The sequence below is a fragment of the Pseudomonas sp. D47 genome (assembly GCF_045447305.1).
Lineage (GTDB): Bacteria > Pseudomonadota > Gammaproteobacteria > Pseudomonadales > Pseudomonadaceae > Aquipseudomonas.
In genome coordinates, this window is record NZ_JBJGXU010000001.1 from 534,552 (window position 1) to 553,064 (window position 18,513).

An 18,513-nucleotide genomic window follows, 5' to 3' on the forward strand; every position below is an offset into this window, starting at 1 on the left:
CGCCCTCAATACGCAGGCGAAAAAAAAGGGGGGCACCTGCCCCCCCGAGGATTAAACGTTAGCCTCGAAGACTGTTAATCAGCCTTCGATTTCAATCAGTATTTCGCCAGGGTTTACCCGGTCGCCCTTGGCCACATGAACGGCGCTGACCTTGCCGGCAATCGCAGCCTGCACTTCGGTTTCCATCTTCATGGCTTCGGTAATCAACACGGCCTGGCCGGCTTTCACCACGTCGCCCTCCTTGACCAGCACGTCGACGATGTTGCCCGGCATCGCCGTGCTGACATGGCCGGGCTCGGTGGCGTGCTTGCGCTTGCTGCCGCCACTGCTGACAAACTCGTTGAGCGGTTCGAACACCACTTCTTCCGGCATGCCATCGATGGACAGGTAGAAGTGGCGCTTACCTTCGGCCTTGACGCCGACACCGGTGATATCGACGCGGTAGCTTTCGCCGTGTACGTCGATAACGAACTCAGTCGGTACACCCTCGCCACCGGCACGGGCAACGCCGCCGGCTTCCGGAATAGGCAGCAGCACTTCGGGCGTCAGGGTGCCGGCGTCACGTTCTTCGAGGAACTTGCGGCCGATGTCCGGGAACATTGCGTAGGTCAGCACGTCTTCTTCGGACTTGGCCAACGCACCGATTTCGCCGCGCAGCTTGGTCATTTCCGGCTTGAGCAAGTCGGCTGGACGCACGTCGATCACTTCTTCGCTGCCGATGGCCTGGCGACGCAGTTTTTCGTTCACAGTGCCCGGCGCCTTGCCGTAGCCGCCTTGCAGGTAGAGCTTCACTTCGTTGGTGATGGTCTTGTAGCGCTCGCCGGCCAGCACGTTGAAGAACGCCTGGGTGCCGACAATCTGCGAGGTCGGCGTCACCAGCGGCGGGAAGCCGAGGTCTTCCCGTACCCGTGGGATTTCGGCCAGCACTTCGCTCATGCGGTTCAGAGCACCCTGCTCTTTCAACTGGTTGGCCAGGTTGGAGATCATCCCGCCCGGTACCTGGTTGACTTGCACGCGGGTGTCGACGGCGGTGAACTCGCTTTCGAACTGGTGGTACTTCTTACGCACGGCGTAGAAGTACAGGCCAATTTCCTGCAGCAGTTCCAGGTCAAGGCCGGTGTCGAATTCGCTGCCTTTGAGGGCGGCAACCATCGACTCGGTGCCCGGGTGGCTGGTGCCCCAAGCGAAGCTGGAGATCGCCGTGTCGATGTGGTCGGCACCGTTTTCGATGGCCTTGAGTTGGCACATCGCGGCCAAGCCGGCCGTGTCATGGGAGTGAATAAAGATGGGCAGACTTTGTTCGGCTTTCAGCGCCTTGACCAGTTCACCGGTGGCGTACGGGGTCAGCAGGCCGGCCATGTCCTTGATCGCGATCGAGTCGCAACCCATCGACTCCAGTTGCTTGGCCTGGGCCACAAAGGCTTCGATGGTGTGCACCGGGCTGGTGGTGTAGGCGATGGTGCCTTGGGCGTGTTTGCCGGCGGCTTTCACCGCCTCGATAGCCACGCGCAGGTTACGCACGTCGTTCATCGCGTCGAAGATGCGGAACACGTCGATGCCATTCACGGCAGCCTTGGCGACGAAGGCTTTGACCACGTCGTCGCTGTAGTGGCGGTAGCCCAGCAGGTTCTGGCCGCGCAGCAGCATCTGCAGGCGGGTGTTGGGCAACGCGGCGCGCAGCTGGCGCAGGCGCTCCCACGGGTCTTCTTTGAGGAAGCGTACGCAGGCGTCGAAGGTTGCGCCGCCCCAAACTTCCAGAGACCAGTAGCCAATTTTGTCGAGCTTGTCGCAGATCGGCAGCATGTCGTCGGTGCGCATGCGGGTCGCCAGCAACGATTGGTGGGCGTCGCGCAGGATGGTGTCGGTTACGAAGATTTTCTTAGACATTGGAATATTCCTCACAGGCCTGCGTGGGCGGCGATGGCGGCGGCGATGGCCAGGGCCAGCTCTTCGGGTTTGCGCTTGATCGAGTAGTTGGTCAGCTCTGGGTGGCTTTCCACAAAGCTTGTATTAAATTGGCCGCTGCGGAATTCCGGGTTGCGCAGGATTTCCTGGTAGTAGGCGGCGGTGGTCTTCACGCCCTGCAGGCGCATGTCGTCCAGGGCACGCAGGCCGCGGTCCATGGCTTCTTCCCAGGTCAACGCCCACACCACCAGTTTCAGGCACATGGAGTCGTAGAACGGCGGGATGGTGTAGCCGGTATAGATCGCCGTGTCGGTACGCACGCCGGGGCCGCCGGGCGCGTAGTAACGGGTAATCTTGCCGAAACTTGGCAGGAAGTTGTTCTTCGGGTCTTCGGCGTTGATACGGAACTGCAACGCGAAACCACGGTGCTGGATGTCTTCCTGTTTCACTGACAGCGGCAGGCCCGAGGCGATGCGGATCTGCTCGCGAACGATGTCGATGCCGGTGATTTCTTCGGTGATGGTGTGTTCCACCTGCACCCGGGTGTTCATTTCCATGAAGTACACCTCGCCCTCGGCGAGCAGGAACTCCACGGTACCCGCGTTCTCGTAGCCCACGGCCTTGGCCGCGCGCACCGACAGGTCGCCGATGTAAGCGCGCTGTTCCGGGGTGAGTTGCGGGCTTGGGGCGATTTCAATGAGCTTCTGATTACGGCGCTGGATCGAGCAGTCGCGCTCGAACAAATGCACCACATTGCCGAAGCTGTCACCGAGGATCTGCGCCTCGATGTGCTTGGGATTGACGATGCATTTTTCCAGGAACACTTCCGCCGAGCCGAACGCCTTGGTGGCTTCGGAGATCACGCGAGGGAAGGCTTGTTCGAGTTCTTCGCGGCTGTTGCAACGACGAATACCGCGACCGCCGCCACCGGAGGTGGCCTTGAGCATCACCGGGTAACCAATGCGGTCGCCTTCGGTAAGGGCTTCAGCGATGTCGGCAACGTTGCCTTCAGTGCCGGGCGTCACTGGCACGCCGGCCTTGATCATGCTGCGGCGCGCTTCGGTCTTGTCGCCCATGCGGCGGATCACTTCCGCCGACGGGCCGATGAATTTGATCCCACGTTCGGCGCAGATGTCTGCCAGCTCGGCGTTTTCCGATAGGAAACCGTAGCCGGGGTGCAGCGCATCACAGCCGGTTTCCACGGCCAGGTTCACCAGCTTGCGCGGGTTCAGGTAGCCGGCCAGGGGCTCGGCACCAATGCTGTGGGCTTCGTCAGCACGTTTTACGTGCAACGCATGGCGGTCGGCGTCCGAGTAAACCGCGACCGAGCGAATGCCCATCTCGGCGCAGGCACGCACGATTCGTACGGCAATCTCACCCCGGTTGGCGATCAGGATCTTTTTTATCACTTGGAAATTCCCTTGAGCCGATTGCTGCGTTCTTCGACCCGCTGGATCCGAGTCGGCGCGTGACCAAATGTTTCATGACAGTCGCGAGACACACACTATGCGCACCGGAGGATTAACAAAAATCAATAATTATTGGGTTGTGTATAAGTAAAGACTTATAGTTGGCCGGACAGCTTGGGGCGAGAGGATTTAAATAGTGCGTAAGTCATTGATGCGTATGACATTACGGCAATTGCAGATCTTCAATGAAGTCTGTGATTTGCGTTCCTACAGCCGTGCCGCCGAGGAAATGTCCCTCACACAACCAGCCGTTAGCCTACAAATTCGCCAGCTAGAAGAGCTGGTCGGCCAGCCGCTGTTCGATTACGTCGGCAAAAAGCTCTACATGACCGAAGCCGCCGAAGCCTTGCAACGGGCCAGCCGCGACATTTTCGGGCGCCTGGAAAACCTCGATATGCAGCTGTCGGACATGCAAGGCTCGCTGCAGGGCCAGCTGAAGTTGGCGATCGAATCCAGCGCCAAGTACTTCGTGCCCCACCTGTTTGCCGCCTTCAAGCGCCAGCACCCGGAAGTGCAATTGCACCTGACGGTGGTCAACCGCGCCCAGGTGATTCGCCGGCTTTCGGATAACCGCGATGATCTGGTGATCATGTCCATGGTGCCCCAGGACATGGGATTGGAATTTCTGCCGTTTCTGAACAACCCGATTGTCGCCGTGGCGCCGCTCGATCATCCTTTGAGCCTGCAAGGCCCGCTGCGCTTGCAGGACCTGGAGCCTTACACGCTGCTGCTGCGCGAGCCGGGTTCCGGCACGCGGCTGGCTTGCGAGGAGTACTTCAAGGAGAAACGCGTGCACTTCACCCAGACGGTGGAAGTGGCCTCGGCCGAGGCGCAGCGTGAGTGTGTGAGCGCGGGGTTGGGCGTGGCGCTGCTGACGCGCCACGCGGTCAACCTGGAACTGGCCATCGGCGGGCTCAAGGAGCTGCCGGTGGAAGAACTGCCGCTGTACCGCAGCTGGTGCCTGGTGCAGGCCAAGGCCAAGCGCCTGTCACCAGTGGCCCATGCGTTCCTGGGCTTTATCCGCAGCGAGCGGGTGCAGATCAGCGCGTTGGCTGAACGCTTCGCTGGGCAGCCGCGGGTGCCTGCCAGTGGAGTTCCGGGTAGTCACTGATGCTCTGGAGTAATTGGCGCTCCTCACAACGGTCTTCGATTGCACGACGGAACGCCATGCGGCGCTGGTCTTCCTGCTGACGACGGGTTTTGACGGTGCTGCTGTCTTCGTATTGCCGGGCCATGTTGAGTCTCCCAATGCGAGTACGGGGAGGTCAGGATGGGCGCGGGGGATGACGGTTTAGCGGCGCGCGGGTTACAGGACGATGAATATTCGGAAATTGGCGCAAAGCCAATGTGGGAGCTGGCTTGCCTGCGATGGCGATGCATCAGCCACCCAATATGGCAACTGGCAGACCGTAATCGCAGGCACGCCAGCTCCCACATTTTTGACCGCGCTCAGCCTTTGATCAGTCGTCGAGGGCTTTGACCGACTTAGGCGACAACCGCAGGCTGCGCAAGCTGCGCTTCACGCTCTTGAGGTGGTTGACCAGGCTCGGCCCGCGCGCCATGGCTACACCCATCGCCAGCACGTCAATCACCACCAAGTGGGCGATGCGCGAGGTCAGTGGCGTGTAGATTTCGGTGTCTTCGTGCACATCGATCGCAAGGTTGACGGTAGACAGCTCCGCCAACGGCGTCTGGCTTGGGCACAAGGTAATCAGCGTCGCGCCGCTTTCACGCACCAGGTTGGCGGTGATCAGCAGGTCTTTGGAGCGGCCGGACTGAGAAATGCAGATGGCCACATCGGTCGGCTTCAACGTAACCGCCGACATCGCCTGCATGTGCGGGTCGCTGTAGGCCGCTGCGGTGAGCAACAGGCGGAAGAATTTGTGCTGGGCATCGGCAGCCACGGCGCCGGAAGCACCGAAGCCGTAAAACTCGACGCGCTGGGCCTGGGACATCGCGGTCACGGCCTTCTGCAACTCCACCGGGTCGAGCTTCTCGCGCACTTCCATGAGGGTGTGCAAGGTGGTGTCGAAGATTTTCAGGCTGTAGTCAGCAACAGAATCGTCTTCGTGAATCGCAAACTGCCCGAAGCTCGCCCCCGCTGCCAGGCTCTGGGCCAGCTTGAGTTTCAAGTCCTGGAACCCGGAGCAACCGATGGCGCGGCAAAAGCGCACGATGGTCGGCTCACTGATGCCCACGCTGTGGGCCAGGTCGGCCATGGAACTGTGCATCACGGCCGCAGGGTCAAGCAGCACGTGATCGGCAACCTTGAGTTCCGATTTGCGTAACAGGTGGCGCGACTGGGCGATATGTTGCAACAGGTTCAAAGGGCAGGACTCTTGTTATTGGCAGGTGCCAGGGATGTAGCAAGCTTGTAGTTATACTACAAGAATTACCGTTTTGCCCGTCCGATGCATCACTAAATCGCCCTGATGCCCTTTGAATCAGCGGGGGGCCGGCATGTAGCCACACGGGCGGCCTGGCGCGCTTTAAGGAAAGTCTGCATTTTTGCGTAACAATTCTGCTAGCCCTTGCGCCTCCATCGGCCGGCTGATCAGGTAGCCCTGCACTTCATCGCAGTGCTCCCCGCGCAGGAAATCCAACTGCTGCTGGTCCTCCACGCCCTCGGCCACTACCTTGAGCGCCAGCCCATGGGCCATGGCGATGATGGCGCGGGTAATGGCGGCGTCCTCGCGGCCCTGGCCCAGCCCGCGAATAAACGTCTGGTCGATCTTCACGTAGTCCACGGGGATGCGCTTGAGGTAGCTGAGGGACGAATAGCCGGTGCCAAAGTCATCGATGGCCAGCTTCACGCCCAGGTCGCGCAGTTGCTGGAAGGTGGCGATGATGTGTTCGACACTGTCGAGCAGTTGGCTTTCGGTCAGCTCCAGCTCGAGGTATTGCGGGTCCAGGCCGGTCTCTTCGAGCACCTGACGCACCAGGCTGACCAGCTTGCCTTGGCGCAGTTGATGCACGGAAAGGTTCACCGACACCCGAATCGGCGCCAGCCCCTGGCGCTGCCACTCACAGGCTTGCCAGCAGGCTTGGCGCAGCACGAATTCGCCCAGCGGTACGATCAAGCCAGTTTCTTCGGCCAGGCCGATAAAGTCCGCCGGCGGCACCATGCCCCACTGCGGGTGTTCCCAGCGAATCAGCGCCTCGGCGGCGTTCAGCTTGCCGGTAGCCAGGCACAGTTTCGGCTGGTAGAACACCGCCAACTGGCGTTCTTCGATGGCCTTGCGCAGGTGGTTCTCCAGCTGCAAACGCTCCAGCGTGCTGGCCTGCAGGCTCTCGGTGTAGAACTGGAAGTTATTGCCGCCCAAGTGCTTGGCGTGTTGCATGGCCATGTTCGACTGGGTGACCAGTGCGGAAATTTCCCGCGCATTATCCGGCAGCAGGCTGACGCCAATAGAGGCGCTGACCACCAGCTCATGCCCTTCCACCGTCACCGGCACGCGCAGCTTGGCGAGAAGCCGAGTAGCCACACGCGCGAGGCTCGACAGGTTGCCATAGGCGTCGAACAGCACGGCGAACTCATCCCCGGACAGACGCGCGATGGTGTCGGCTTCGGGCAAGGCGTTGATCAGCCGGCGCGCCATTTTCTGCAACAACTGGTCGGCGACTTCATGGCCGAGGCTGTCGTTGAGCAACTTGAAGCGGTCCAGGTTGATATGCAGCAGCGCCAGGCTGCGCCCGCCTTGGCGCACGCGCGCATGGGCTTCGCGCAGGCGTTCGCGGAACAGCGAACGGTTGGCCAGGCCGGTCAACTCGTCGTAGTGGGTGAGGTAGCGCATGCGCTCCTCGGATTCACGCCGCGCCGAAAGATCGGCGAAGAAGCCGACAATATGGCTAACTTTTCCCCGAGCATCGCGCACCACGTTCAGTTGCAGCCATTGCGGGTACAGCTCGCCGTTCTTGCGCGTTTCCACCAGCTCGCCCTGCCAGGTGCCGTGGCTGAGCAATGCCTGGCGAATCACCGGGAAATGGCGGCGGGCATCGCGAGTGCTGGGCAGCTCCACCACGTTGCGCCCGAGCATGTCATCGATTTCAAAACCGGTGACGCGGCTGAAGGCCTGGTTAACGGCGATCAGCGCGTAGTCCGGGTCAAGAATCACGATGCCTTCGCTGGCCGCTTCGAACACGGTCGACGCCAGACGCTGCTGTTCCTCCAGGACCTTGCCGGCGCTAATGTCGCGGCGAGTACCGAGCATGCGCGTGACCCGTCCGCCGGGCGTGCGCTCCACGGCGCGGCCACGGTCTTCGATCCACACCCAGTGGCCATCGCCATGACGCACGCGGTATTCGACCTGATAGTCCTCGCTGCGGCCCTTAAGGTGCTCCACCAGCGCGCGCTTGAGCAGCGGCAAGTCGTCAGGGTGCAGGCGCGGCTTGAGGTGGCTGAGCATCGCCGTGACGTATTCAGGTTCCAGGCCGAACAGTTCCTTGAGTTGGGTGTGGTGGACTTCGTCGGTTTGCAGGTTCCAGTCCCACAGCCCCAGTTCGCTGGCTTGCAGGGCCATGGCCAGGCGCGCTTCACTTTTATTCAGGGCGAGGCTGGCGGCGTCCAGTTCCTGGCTGCGTTGCGCCATGCGGTCTTGCAGGCCGGTCTGGGCTTCGCGTAATTCCTGTTCGACCTGGCGCCGCTGCTCAACTTCGCGCACCAGCTCCTGATTCAACCGTTCGCTGCGCTGCTGCGCCTGCTGTAGATGCTCGATCAGTGCCTGGTTCTGGAAACGTCGCAACAACCCGCGCTGGGTCAGGCGGTTGACCTGCCACGCCACCAGGCTCAAAGAGCCCAGCAGGATTAGGCCGAGCACGCCCCAACCTTGTTGCGCAGGCGCGCCCTTCCAGAACAGATAAAGGATGGCCGGCACCAGACACGGCACGGCAAAGGACAGGAACGCGGGCAGGCTCACTGCATAGGCGACGCTGGCCGACAGCGTCGCCGCACCGAGCAGGCCGAACACCCAGGCCTGCTGCATGAAGCTGTCCGCCGGCACCAGGGCGATGGCGGCAGTGGCTAAGGTCAGGCCGCTGACCGCCGAGCCGAGCATGAACATGCGCCGCCAGATCGGTTGGGCTTGACGGCTGGGCATCGCCGAATCAAAGGCCGCCACCTGGATCACGCGCAACGCCACCAGCGCGAGCAGCCAGATCAGCCAGACGCTGTCCAACAGATATTGTTTGGGGTTCCACAGCAACCAGGCGCAGACCAGGCCATTCACCAACATCAATAAAGTCGGCAGCAATGACCCTTGGTACAGCAGGCGAGTGCGTTCGACCGCCATCTCGGTTGCGTAATGTTTACGGATGATCTGCGCAGGCGCCGCCGAGGGGCCGAACAGGTCGGGACTGAGAGTCATAGGCAGTGTTCTTATAATGGTGAGCCCGAAACGTGCACGGAGCATACACAAGCAAGCGCGTGGGCCAAACTGCCCCACGTCATAAAACCCGCGCGACAAACCGCCGCAAACTCCGGAGCCAGACACCTCGAGCGAGACACTGCGCGGGCTGCAGCCTATGACCAACCGGTCATCCATCTCGGCAGAATGTGTCCCCCCGCCCGAAGTGCTTCCTGAGGTTTCTTGCGACCACCCGGCATTGGGATTTGCCCCACTCCCCCGGGCACCCTAGAATGCGCCGATGCGCGATGATCTCTCCCTTTTGCTGAACTCCCTCAACGATGCCCAACGCCAGGCCGTAGCAGCCCCCGTTGGCCGTCAGTTGGTCCTGGCCGGTGCTGGTTCCGGTAAAACCCGTGTGCTGGTGCACCGTATCGCCTGGTTGATCCAGGTCGAAAACGCGTCCCCACACTCCATCCTGTCGGTGACCTTCACCAACAAGGCCGCTGCCGAGATGCGCCACCGCATCGAGCAGCTGATGGGCATCAGCCCGGCCGGCATGTGGGTGGGCACTTTCCACGGCCTGGCGCACCGCCTGTTGCGGGCGCATTGGCAGGAAGCGGGGCTGAGCCAGACCTTCCAGATCCTCGACAGCGATGACCAGCAACGCTTGGTCAAGCGCGTGATCCGCGAGCTGGGCCTCGATGAACAGCGCTGGCCCGCCCGCCAGGCGCAGTGGTTTATCAACGGTCAGAAAGACGAAGGCCTGCGCCCGCAACATATCCAGGCCAGCGGCGATTTGTTCCTGGCCACCATGCGCAGCATTTATGAAGCGTACGAGGCCGCCTGCGTGCGCGCCGGCGTGATCGACTTTTCCGAGCTGCTGCTGCGCGCGCTCGACCTGTGGCGAGACAACCCAGGCTTGCTGGCCCATTACCAGAAGCGCTTCCGGCACATTCTGGTGGACGAGTTCCAGGACACCAACGCCGTGCAATACGCTTGGCTGCGCTTGCTGGCCAAAGGCGGCGACAGCCTGATGGTGGTGGGCGATGACGACCAGTCGATCTACGGCTGGCGTGGCGCGAAGATCGAGAACATCTACCAGTATTCCGACGACTTCCCGGACGCGATCACTATCCGTCTGGAGCAGAACTACCGCTCCACCGCCGGCATCCTCAAGGCTGCCAACGCACTGATCGCCAATAACACCGGGCGCATGGGCAAAGAGCTGTGGACGGACGGCGGCGAAGGCGAAGCGATCAACTTGTACGCCGCGTTCAACGAGCACGATGAAGCGCGCTATGTGGTGGAAACCATCGAAAGCGCGCTGAAAACCGGCTTGGCGCGCAGCGATATCGCCATTCTGTACCGCTCCAACGCCCAATCGCGGGTATTGGAAGAAGCCTTGCTGCGCGAGCGCATCCCGTACCGCATCTATGGCGGCCAGCGCTTCTTCGAGCGTGCGGAAATCAAGAACGCCATGGCCTACCTGCGCCTGCTGGAAGGCCGTGGCAATGACGCGGCGCTGGAGCGGGTGATCAATATCCCGGCGCGTGGCATTGGCGAGAAGACCGTCGAGGCCATTCGCGACCACGCACGCCACGCCGATGTGTCGATGTGGGAAGCCATGCGCTTGCTGATCGCCAATAAAGGCCTGACCGGCCGCGCCGCCGGTGCCTTGGGCGTGTTTGTCGAGCTGATCGAGAACCTGGCCGCCAAGTGCGCAGAAATGCCCCTGCACTTGATGACCCAGACCGTGATCGAACAGTCCGGGCTGATTGCCTATCACGAAGCGGAAAAAGGCGAGAAAGGCCAGGCCCGGGTAGAAAACCTTGAGGAACTGGTCAGCGCCGCCCGCGCGTTCGAGAACACTGAGGACGATGAAGAGCTGACCCCGCTCGCCGCCTTCCTCGGCCATGCTTCGCTGGAAGCGGGTGATACCCAGGCCGATGAGCATGAAGACAGCGTCCAGTTGATGACCTTGCACAGCGCCAAGGGCCTGGAATTCCCTTACGTGTTCCTGGTGGGCATGGAAGAAGGCCTGTTCCCGCACAAGATGAGCCTGGAAGAGCCCGGCCGCCTTGAAGAAGAACGCCGCTTGGCTTACGTGGGCATCACCCGGGCCATGCAGAACCTGGTGATGACCTACGCCGAGACCCGACGCCTGTACGGCAGCGAGACCTACAACAAGGTGTCGCGCTTCGTACGTGAAGTGCCGAAAGGTTTGATCCAGGAAGTGCGCTTGTCCAACAGCGTCAGCCGCCCGTTCGGCGGCGGCCAGCAGCAGAACTCCAGCAGCATGTTTGCCGGCTCCGAAATTCCGGAAACGCCGTTCAGCCTTGGCCAGCAGGTCAAGCATGCGGTCTTCGGCGAGGGTGTGATCCTCAACTTCGAAGGCGCCGGTGCCCAGGCACGGGTGCAGGTGAACTTCGCCGAAGGCAGCAAGTGGCTGATGATGGGCTACGCGAAGCTCGAAGCCCTCTGACCTGAGCATTCCCACGCTCCGCGTGGGAATTCCGCCCGGGACGCTCTGCGTCGCGCTTTAACCTCGTGACTCGGAGCGTCACAGGATGCGTTACCACGCGGAGCGTGGGAACGATCGATCGGTAGGCTGGCCCTTGTTTTTGAGGAACGCGGGCCAATATCTGTAACTAGTCCTACAGACCTTTCGGGATTTGTCTTACGTAAAAGCCCGAAACATTATGCCGCTAGCCAGTGTCACGACACCTGTGCAACATGGCGCGCGTGCAATCCACAAATGGGAATTCCCTTGATGAAACGTTTTCTTAGCATCGCCATGGCGTTGTGCATCGGCCTGACGATGAGCCTCGACGCCAACGCCAAGCGCTTCGGTGGCGGCAAAAGCATGGGCTCGGCGCCGACTCACCAGACCAGCCAAATGGCTCCAGCCGCCGGTGCCGGCGGTGCAGCGGCAACGGCGGGTGCAGCCGGTGCGGCTGGCGCAGCAGCCAAAGCTGGCGGTGCTTCGCGCTGGTTGGGCCCTCTGGCCGGTATCGCTGCCGGTGGCCTGCTCGCGTCCATGTTCATGGGCGGCGGCTTCCAGGGTATGCAGATCTTCGACATCCTGATCATGGCGGTCATCGCCTTCCTGATCTTCCGCTTTATCGCCGCCCGTCGCCGCAAGCAGCAGGAGCACCTGGCTCCAGCCGGCGCGCCGATGCAGCGTGAAGCGTTCGAGCAAAAACCAGCCATGGGTTCGATCTTCGGCGGCTCGGCTGCACCTGCTGCCGCTCGTCCGGTTATCAACGCACCGGCCTGGTTCAACGAAGAGCGTTTCGTCGAAGCGGCATGCAGCCACTTCCAGTCCCTGCAGCAACACTGGGACGCCAACGAAATGGATAAGATCTCCGAGTTCGTGACCCCGCAACTGCTGGAGTTCCTCAAGCGCGAACGCGCTGACCTGGGCGATGCGTTCCAGTCGACTTACATCGACGACCTGCGCGTACAGCTGGAAGGTGTGGATGATCGCGCCGACAAGACCATCGCAACTTTGACCTTCAGCGGCGTGTCGAAGACTTCGCGTTTCGACCAGGGTGAAGTGTTCAGCGAAAGCTGGAACATGGAACGCCCGCAAGGCGACAACCAGCCATGGCTGGTTGCCGGTATCCGCCAGAACGGCTGATCGCTGCACGTTTGAGCACTTGGTAATAAAAACCCCGGACATGTTCCGGGGTTTTCTATTTCACGGTTGCACTTATAGCGAGCTACTGTATAAAACGCCCCTATTAACCGCGCCATCTAGCAAGAGGATCCCGGCCGTGGAAGAAATCATCGAACAATTGCGTGAAGCCAACGAACCGGTCCCGGTGCCTCTGGAGCTGCCTGACGAAGACCAACTGGTGGAAATCGAGGAACAACTGTTCATCGACATCCCGTTTGTCTTCCGCGAATTCCTGCTGACCGTCAGCGACGTGGTGTATGGCAGCCTGGAGCCGGTGACCGTCACCGACCCGCAGTCCCACACCTACCTGCCAGACGTTGCCGCCAACGCCTGGGATGCCGGCGTTGACCGCAGCATGATCCCGATCTGCCAGGACGGCGACGACTACTACTGCGTCGAAGAAGACGGCACCGTGGTGCTGTGGTCCGGCGAAGAAGAACTGGTCACCGAAGAAACTTGGGAATCGGTGTGGCACTGGGCGCGGGACGTCTGGCTGGAAAGCTGAGCCCCACACCCCGGCCTCTAGTGCTCTGGCGTATCTTTGTGGTTATCCAGGGTCTCCAGCAAGGCGACCTGCATCCGCGTATGCACGCGGATGAACCACCGCCAGAGCACCGCCGCCACCGCTGCCGCCACCACGGCGATCAGCACCAGCAACTTGTTGGTCGGCAAAATACTGGCCGACAAGGCTGCCAGTAGCAGGAAAATCACCAGCAGCGAGAGGATGGGGATCAGTTCGGCGATCACTCGTCGCACGCGCTGGGTATGCCGCCCGGCCATTTCCGGCTTCACGCTCATCTCCGCCAGCAACATCGACAGCGCCTTGAGCTTGCGATACGCCGCAATCAAAAACGGCAGCGACAACAACAACGCCCCGCCCCAGATCAACGCCTTCTGCCAACTTGGGTCACTGATCCAACCCTCCAGGTACCCACCGATGCGTGCCGCGAAGAAGCTGCCAGTAAAGAAGATCGCCACCACCAACGCCAGGTTTACACCCACTTGCAGGATGATCTTGCGAATCATCGACGCAAGCATTGCACCCTCACCCTGAGGCTGAATGCTGCGCAGCCACTCGCCATACATGCCAAACACCCGGCTCATGCGTTTGGGCATCACCGCCGCAATCTTCAACGACAACGGGTCGGCGCCGCGAATCAGGTACGGCGTGAGCAACGTGGTGATTGCCGACACGGCCACGGCCACTGGATAGAGGAAATCGCTGGTCACCTGCAAGGTCATGCCCAACGCGGCGATGATGAAGGAAAACTCGCCAATCTGTGACAGCCCCATGCCCACCCGCAGCGAGGTGCGGCCGTCGTTGCCGGCGATAAACGCCCCCAGGCCGCAGGACAACATCTTGCCCAACACCACCGCCACGGTAATGACCGCGATCGGCCAGGCGTATTGCAGCAGGATCTGTGGGTCGATCATCAAGCCAATCGCCACAAAGAAGATCGCGCTGAACATGTCGCGAACGGGTTCGATCAGACGCTCAATCTTAATCAACTGACGAGATTCGGCCATGATCGCGCCAATCAGGAACGCGCCCAGCACCATGCTGTATTCGAGCTTCACCACCAGCAGGCAGAAGCCGAAACACAGGCCCAATACGGTGATCAACAGCATCTCGTTACTTTCGAACTTGGCCACGTAGGCCAGCAGGCGCGGCACCAGCAAAATGCCAATCACCAGCGCGACGATCATAAACAGCGAGAGCTTACCGACCGTGGAGAACACCTCGCCGGAACTGACCGTACCGCTCACGGCAATGCTCGACAGCAAGGCGATGATGCCGATACCGAGGATGTCCTCAACGATCAGCACGCCGAAAATCAGCTGGGCGAAGCGCTGGTTTTTCATCTTCAGGTCGTTGAGCGCCTTGACGATGATGGTGGTCGAGGAAATCGCCAGGATCGCGCCGAGGAACAGCGAGTCCATGGTGTTCCAGTCGAACCAGCGGCCGATTTCGTAGCCGATCCAGATCATCAGAATGATCTCGAGGAACGCGGCGATAAACGCCGTGGCGCCGACCTTGAACAGCTTGCGCAGGCTGAACTCCAGGCCCAGGCAGAACATCAGGAAGATCACCCCCAACTCGGCGAGGGTCTTGATCGTGTCTTCGTCGTGGATCAGGCCGAAGGGCGGGGTGTGGGGGCCGATGATGAACCCGGCAACGATATACCCCAGCACCACGGGCTGCTTGAGGCGGTGAAACAGGATGGTGACAACCCCCGCCACCAGCATGATCACGGCCAAGTCCTGGATAAAACTGATGGCGTGCATGGCGAGGGGCTCCTTAAGGGTACTGGCGCTTTTCCCACTTCCACCCGGACCTTGGAACGGTCGCAATAAGCGGAAGGAAAAGTCGGCCTTTGTCGTAAGAAATGCCCTGAGACGGGCTTTTGAAGGTTAACACCGCGACTTCCGGCAAAAAGCCGGTGCAATATATGGAAACAGATCGGTGACCGCGTGACGGCAAGCCGCCCACTGGCGTCCCGTAAGGGAGAGCGCTGCAAAGATTCCAGCACCCACAGAGGTGCCTCCCCAACCGATGCCTACAACCCGTGAGTGTGCTATGGAACCCGGAAACGCCCAGCTGTCGATGACGGTATTGATGACCCCTGACATGGCCAACTTCTCAGGCAATGTGCACGGCGGCACCCTGCTCAAGTACCTCGACGAAGTGGCCTACGCCTGCGCGAGCCGTTATGCCGGCCGCTATGTGGTGACCTTGTCGGTCGACCAGGTGATTTTTCGTGAGCCGATCCATGTCGGTGAACTGGTGACCTTCCTCGCCTCGGTCAACTACACCGGCAACACGTCGATGGAAGTGGGGATCAAGGTGGTGACCGAGAACATCCGCGAGCGCTCAGTGCGCCATACCAATAGCTGCTTCTTCACCATGGTGGCCGTGGACGACCAGCGCAAACCCGCCGCCGTACCGCCGCTGCAGCCGCAAAACAGCGAAGACAAACGCCGGTTCGTGCAGGCGCAGCAGCGTCGGCAGATTCGCCAAGAGCTGGAAAAACGCTACCAGGAAATCAAAGCCGACGGGCCGTAAGGCTCATTCCAACACGCAAAGAGGAAAGTGAGCACACACGCCGAAGCGCTGATCCAGCTGGTTCATGCGTTTCACGTGATCTTCGATCGTGTCTCGCCCGACTTTCTCGTTGGTGTCACGGTAGAACTGGGCCATGAGGCTATCGATCGCAGCTACCCGAGTGCGTACGGCAGGGCCCACCGGTTGCAGCCATTGCTCAAGCACAGCACTCTCGGTATCGCGCAGGTATGAACGGTACTTGTCGCGATAAATGCCCAACGTGCGTGCGTGTTGTTCCGTGACACCTTTATAGAACAATCGGAAGTTCTGCCGAAACTGATTCCAGTAGTCCTCAGGCAGAGTAAAACTGCCCAGGAACGCCTTGCGATCGGCAACGGACTCATCCTCAAGCAGTGCCGGCGAGATCGGCTGGCGATCAGTAACGTTGGGCTCGCGATGCTCGATCGATTGCACGCTGGCCTCGATGATCTTATCCATCATCGCCGTACGCTTCAGGGTGTCCGGTAATTGGCCGGGTATGACGGGCCGCTCGGTCACGCCAGACTCACTGACGTGAGGGCTGCAACCGCCCAGCAGCAAGGTCAGGGCCAGCGCAGCAGAACTCAGTGACGAATGCGACATGGTCGTCCTCATTGAGCGTAAGGGGCCAAAAGCCCGGAAGCCTATCGCTGCCCCTTGCGGTACTCGATCAGACTAATCCCTAAAAGCTGATCGGTGTCGCCTCAAAACGCACTCGAGGATGGGCGATGCGGTCCTGGGCGCGCACCAGTTCCAGCTCGTAGCTCGCGCAGGCCTGGGTTTCCAGCAGCACTTCATGCACCGCCGCCGCCGTGAACTCAAAGGCCGCCAACAGGCTGTCGCCCAACAGCACCCGCGCCAGGAACAATCCCGACGTCAAGTCGCCCACGCCCACCGGCTGACGCGGGAAGGCCAACAGCGGCCGACGCAAGTGCCAGCTGCCTTCAGCCGTTACCAGCAGCATCTCAAAGCCATCCGGTAGCTTGCCCGGATAATCCAAGTGCTTGACCAGCACGGCCTTGGGCCCGAGAGCCAGCAGCTCCCTGGCCATGCCCAGGCAATCAAACAGCGATTGCGGCTTGCGCCCGGCAAAGCTGTCCAGCTCCAGCTGGTTGGGGCAGAGGAAATCCGCCATGGCCGCCGCCTCGTCCAGCAGAAAATCGCTGACTTCCTGGGGCACGATGCAGCCCTTTTCCGGGTGGCCCATCACCGGGTCGCACAGGTACAAGGCCTTGGGGTTGATGGCCTTGATGCGCGCCACGCCGGTAAGAATCGCACGGCCTTGGTCGGCACTGCCCAGGTAGCCGGACAGCACCGCATCGCAGTTACCCAGCTCGCCAATCGCGGCAATGCCTTCCACCAGCGCCGGAATTTGCTGCGACGCCAACACTTCGCCCGCCCACTGACCATACTGGGTGTGGTTGGAGAACTGCACCGTGTTGAGCGGCCAGACGTTCACCCCGACCCGCTGCATGGGGAATACGGCGGCGCTGTTTCCGGCGTGGCCAAAGACCACATGAGACTGGATCGCAAGCAGATGAGGTGTGCGTTTCATGCGGGAGATTTCCGTAAAGCCGTTGAAATTCTGGCCGCGCAGTATGCGACTAAACACAGCCTATACGACAGGCCGGCGACACAGTTAAGCTGCTCTCACTTTGTTGGAGTTCACTGCATGCTGACCCTGGGAAACATCTTCGTATTGATGCTGTTGGCGACCTGCGCCGCTTGGGTGTGGCACAACCACGGCCTGCGCGAGCGGGCGCTGGAGCGGGTCAAGCAGCATTGCGCCAAGCTTGATATCGAACTGCTCGACGGCGCAGTAGCGCTAAAGCGCATCGGTTTTGTGAAAGATGCCAATGGTCGGCGCCGTCTGGCGCGCATCTATAACTTTGAGTTCACCGTGACCGGCGAAGCCCGCCATCCTGGGACAATCACCCAATTTGGCGCCCACAGCGCGCAGATCGAACTGGCGCCCTACCCGTTCGAGATCAAAACGCCGCTGCCCAGCGCTGAAGTGATCGAGCTGAGCCAATGGCGCCAGGACCACGCCAGCAAGAACCGTCACTGACGGCAGGCCGCTAACGCACGCTGCAAGGCGGCCACGTCCTGTGGCTGGCCGAAGATCAATTCAATACGTGAGTCGCGACGCCATTCGCTGGGTTGCCAGGTGAGGGTGCTGTTATCCACAGCATTGGCGCTGACCCAACCTTCGGCGCTGTGGATAACCAGTTTGGCACGGCGCCACTCAAGACTTGTCAGCCAGTGATACAAGCGCTGGGTGGCAAAGTGCTGGCTCGGGTGCCAGCGCCATCCAATACTCCACCCGCCTTCTTGAGCCTGGCTGAGGCAGATGGGCTGCGCGGGGTCGGCCCAGATAGCCGGCAGCTGCGCCAAGCCTTTGGGCACGTCGAAGTTATCCACAGCCGCGTTGGCCTGCGCATTCAGGCCCGGCAACCGTTCGAGCGGCAATTGCGCCTGGCGCGTCCAGTAAAGCGGGCAGTCGGGTAATTGCTGTTCAATGGCCTGGCGCTGCGCGGCATCCAGCGACTCATCCTTGTTCAACACCAACAGCCCGGCACTGGCCAGCGTCTCGCGTTGCGCATCAGGCAAAGGTTTGCCCGCCGCCAGCGCCTCGGCATCCAGCACCAGCACGCACGGCTGAACCGCCAACACGCCCTGCCACGGCGCCTGCCGCAATTGCTTGAGCAACTGCGCCGGGTGGCCAAGGCCCGAGGGTTCGATAAACAGCCGATCCGGCTTGGCCTTACGCAGCAGGCGGCCCAGGCCTACCTGGAACGGTGCACCATTCACACAACACAGGCAGCCGCCCGCTACTTCGCCCAGGGCAATGCCGTCGTCATCCTGGGTCAGCAAGGCGGCGTCCAGGCCGATCTGCCCGAACTCGTTGATCAACACCGCCCAGCGCTCGTTGGCCGGGCGTTGGGCAAGCAGGTGCTTGATCAGGCTGGTCTTGCCGGCGCCCAAAGGCCCGGCAATCACGTGGGTGGGAATGTTCTGCAGCATGTTGGGCAT

Annotated in this window: 15 protein-coding genes; 6 read left to right on the forward strand and 9 right to left on the reverse strand. The window is 61.2% G+C overall.

The window, feature by feature from the left end; genetic code table 11:
- Positions 1–78: 78 nt before the first annotated feature.
- Positions 79–1,887 (reverse strand): sodium-extruding oxaloacetate decarboxylase subunit alpha, encoded by a 1,809-nt coding sequence (gene oadA / locus ACI77I_RS02460; protein WP_406996894.1) that lies wholly within the window; start codon positions 1,885–1,887, stop codon positions 79–81.
- An 11-nt stretch (positions 1,888–1,898) separates the two neighbouring features.
- On the reverse strand, positions 1,899–3,314 hold the full coding sequence (locus tag ACI77I_RS02465; protein ID WP_003213442.1) for an acetyl-CoA carboxylase biotin carboxylase subunit: 1,416 nt from the start codon (positions 3,312–3,314) through the stop codon (positions 1,899–1,901).
- Between the two features lie 196 nt (positions 3,315–3,510).
- Between ACI77I_RS02465 and ACI77I_RS02470 the strand changes: the two genes are divergently transcribed.
- Positions 3,511–4,485: a LysR family transcriptional regulator gene (locus tag ACI77I_RS02470; protein WP_094949011.1), complete on the forward strand. Its 975-nt coding sequence runs from the start codon at positions 3,511–3,513 to the stop codon at positions 4,483–4,485.
- Here ACI77I_RS02470 and ACI77I_RS02475 read toward each other — a convergent pair.
- From ACI77I_RS02475 to ACI77I_RS02485, 3 genes are all read right to left on the reverse strand, one after another.
- A complete protein-coding gene (locus ACI77I_RS02475) occupies positions 4,415–4,609 on the reverse strand; it encodes a PA3496 family putative envelope integrity protein (protein ID WP_082895969.1) in 195 nt (64 codons plus the stop codon). The genes ACI77I_RS02470 and ACI77I_RS02475 overlap by 71 nt on opposite strands.
- A gap of 225 nt (positions 4,610–4,834) precedes the next feature.
- Entirely contained in the window at positions 4,835–5,701 is an 867-nt protein-coding gene (gene hexR / locus ACI77I_RS02480; RefSeq protein ID WP_010168370.1) for a transcriptional regulator HexR, read from the reverse strand.
- A gap of 162 nt (positions 5,702–5,863) precedes the next feature.
- Positions 5,864–8,737 (reverse strand): GGDEF domain-containing phosphodiesterase, encoded by a 2,874-nt coding sequence (locus ACI77I_RS02485; RefSeq protein WP_094949012.1) that lies wholly within the window; start codon positions 8,735–8,737, stop codon positions 5,864–5,866.
- A 280-nt stretch (positions 8,738–9,017) separates the two neighbouring features.
- Between ACI77I_RS02485 and uvrD the strand changes: the two genes are divergently transcribed.
- From uvrD to ACI77I_RS02500, 3 genes are all read left to right on the forward strand, one after another.
- Complete coding sequence (gene uvrD, locus ACI77I_RS02490; protein WP_094949013.1) at positions 9,018–11,201, forward strand: DNA helicase II; 2,184 nt, start codon at positions 9,018–9,020, stop codon at positions 11,199–11,201.
- Between the two features lie 288 nt (positions 11,202–11,489).
- Positions 11,490–12,359, forward strand: a complete 870-nt coding sequence (locus ACI77I_RS02495) for a Tim44 domain-containing protein (RefSeq protein WP_406996895.1) — start codon at positions 11,490–11,492, stop codon at positions 12,357–12,359.
- Positions 12,360–12,495: 136 nt separating this feature from the next.
- Positions 12,496–12,903: an SMI1/KNR4 family protein gene (locus ACI77I_RS02500; RefSeq protein WP_017739032.1), complete on the forward strand. Its 408-nt coding sequence runs from the start codon at positions 12,496–12,498 to the stop codon at positions 12,901–12,903.
- 17 nt (positions 12,904–12,920) lie between these two features.
- Here ACI77I_RS02500 and ACI77I_RS02505 read toward each other — a convergent pair whose 3' ends face one another.
- A complete protein-coding gene (locus tag ACI77I_RS02505) occupies positions 12,921–14,684 on the reverse strand; it encodes a cation:proton antiporter (RefSeq protein ID WP_242153554.1) in 1,764 nt (587 codons plus the stop codon).
- Between the two features lie 292 nt (positions 14,685–14,976).
- Between ACI77I_RS02505 and ACI77I_RS02510 the strand changes: the two genes are divergently transcribed.
- The gene (locus ACI77I_RS02510) at positions 14,977–15,462 is read left to right on the forward strand and encodes an acyl-CoA thioesterase (protein ID WP_003213461.1); all 486 of its coding nucleotides are present in this window, start codon (positions 14,977–14,979) and stop codon (positions 15,460–15,462) included.
- Positions 15,463–15,465: 3 nt separating this feature from the next.
- Here ACI77I_RS02510 and ACI77I_RS02515 read toward each other — a convergent pair whose 3' ends face one another.
- Together ACI77I_RS02515 and pdxY are read right to left on the reverse strand one after the other, a co-directional pair.
- Positions 15,466–16,083, reverse strand: a complete 618-nt coding sequence (locus ACI77I_RS02515) for a hypothetical protein (RefSeq protein ID WP_094949017.1) — start codon at positions 16,081–16,083, stop codon at positions 15,466–15,468.
- A 79-nt stretch (positions 16,084–16,162) separates the two neighbouring features.
- Entirely contained in the window at positions 16,163–17,035 is an 873-nt protein-coding gene (gene pdxY, locus ACI77I_RS02520; protein ID WP_406996896.1) for a pyridoxal kinase PdxY, read from the reverse strand.
- Between the two features lie 117 nt (positions 17,036–17,152).
- On the opposite strand from pdxY, the gene ACI77I_RS02525 reads away from it, so the two are divergent.
- The gene (locus tag ACI77I_RS02525; RefSeq protein ID WP_094949019.1) at positions 17,153–17,548 is read left to right on the forward strand and encodes a DUF3301 domain-containing protein; all 396 of its coding nucleotides are present in this window, start codon (positions 17,153–17,155) and stop codon (positions 17,546–17,548) included.
- Here the strand turns inward: ACI77I_RS02525 and ACI77I_RS02530 are convergent.
- Positions 17,542–18,504, reverse strand: a complete 963-nt coding sequence (locus ACI77I_RS02530) for a CobW family GTP-binding protein (RefSeq protein WP_406996897.1) — start codon at positions 18,502–18,504, stop codon at positions 17,542–17,544. The genes ACI77I_RS02525 and ACI77I_RS02530 overlap by 7 nt on opposite strands.
- Between the last annotated feature and the right edge of the window lie 9 nt (positions 18,505–18,513).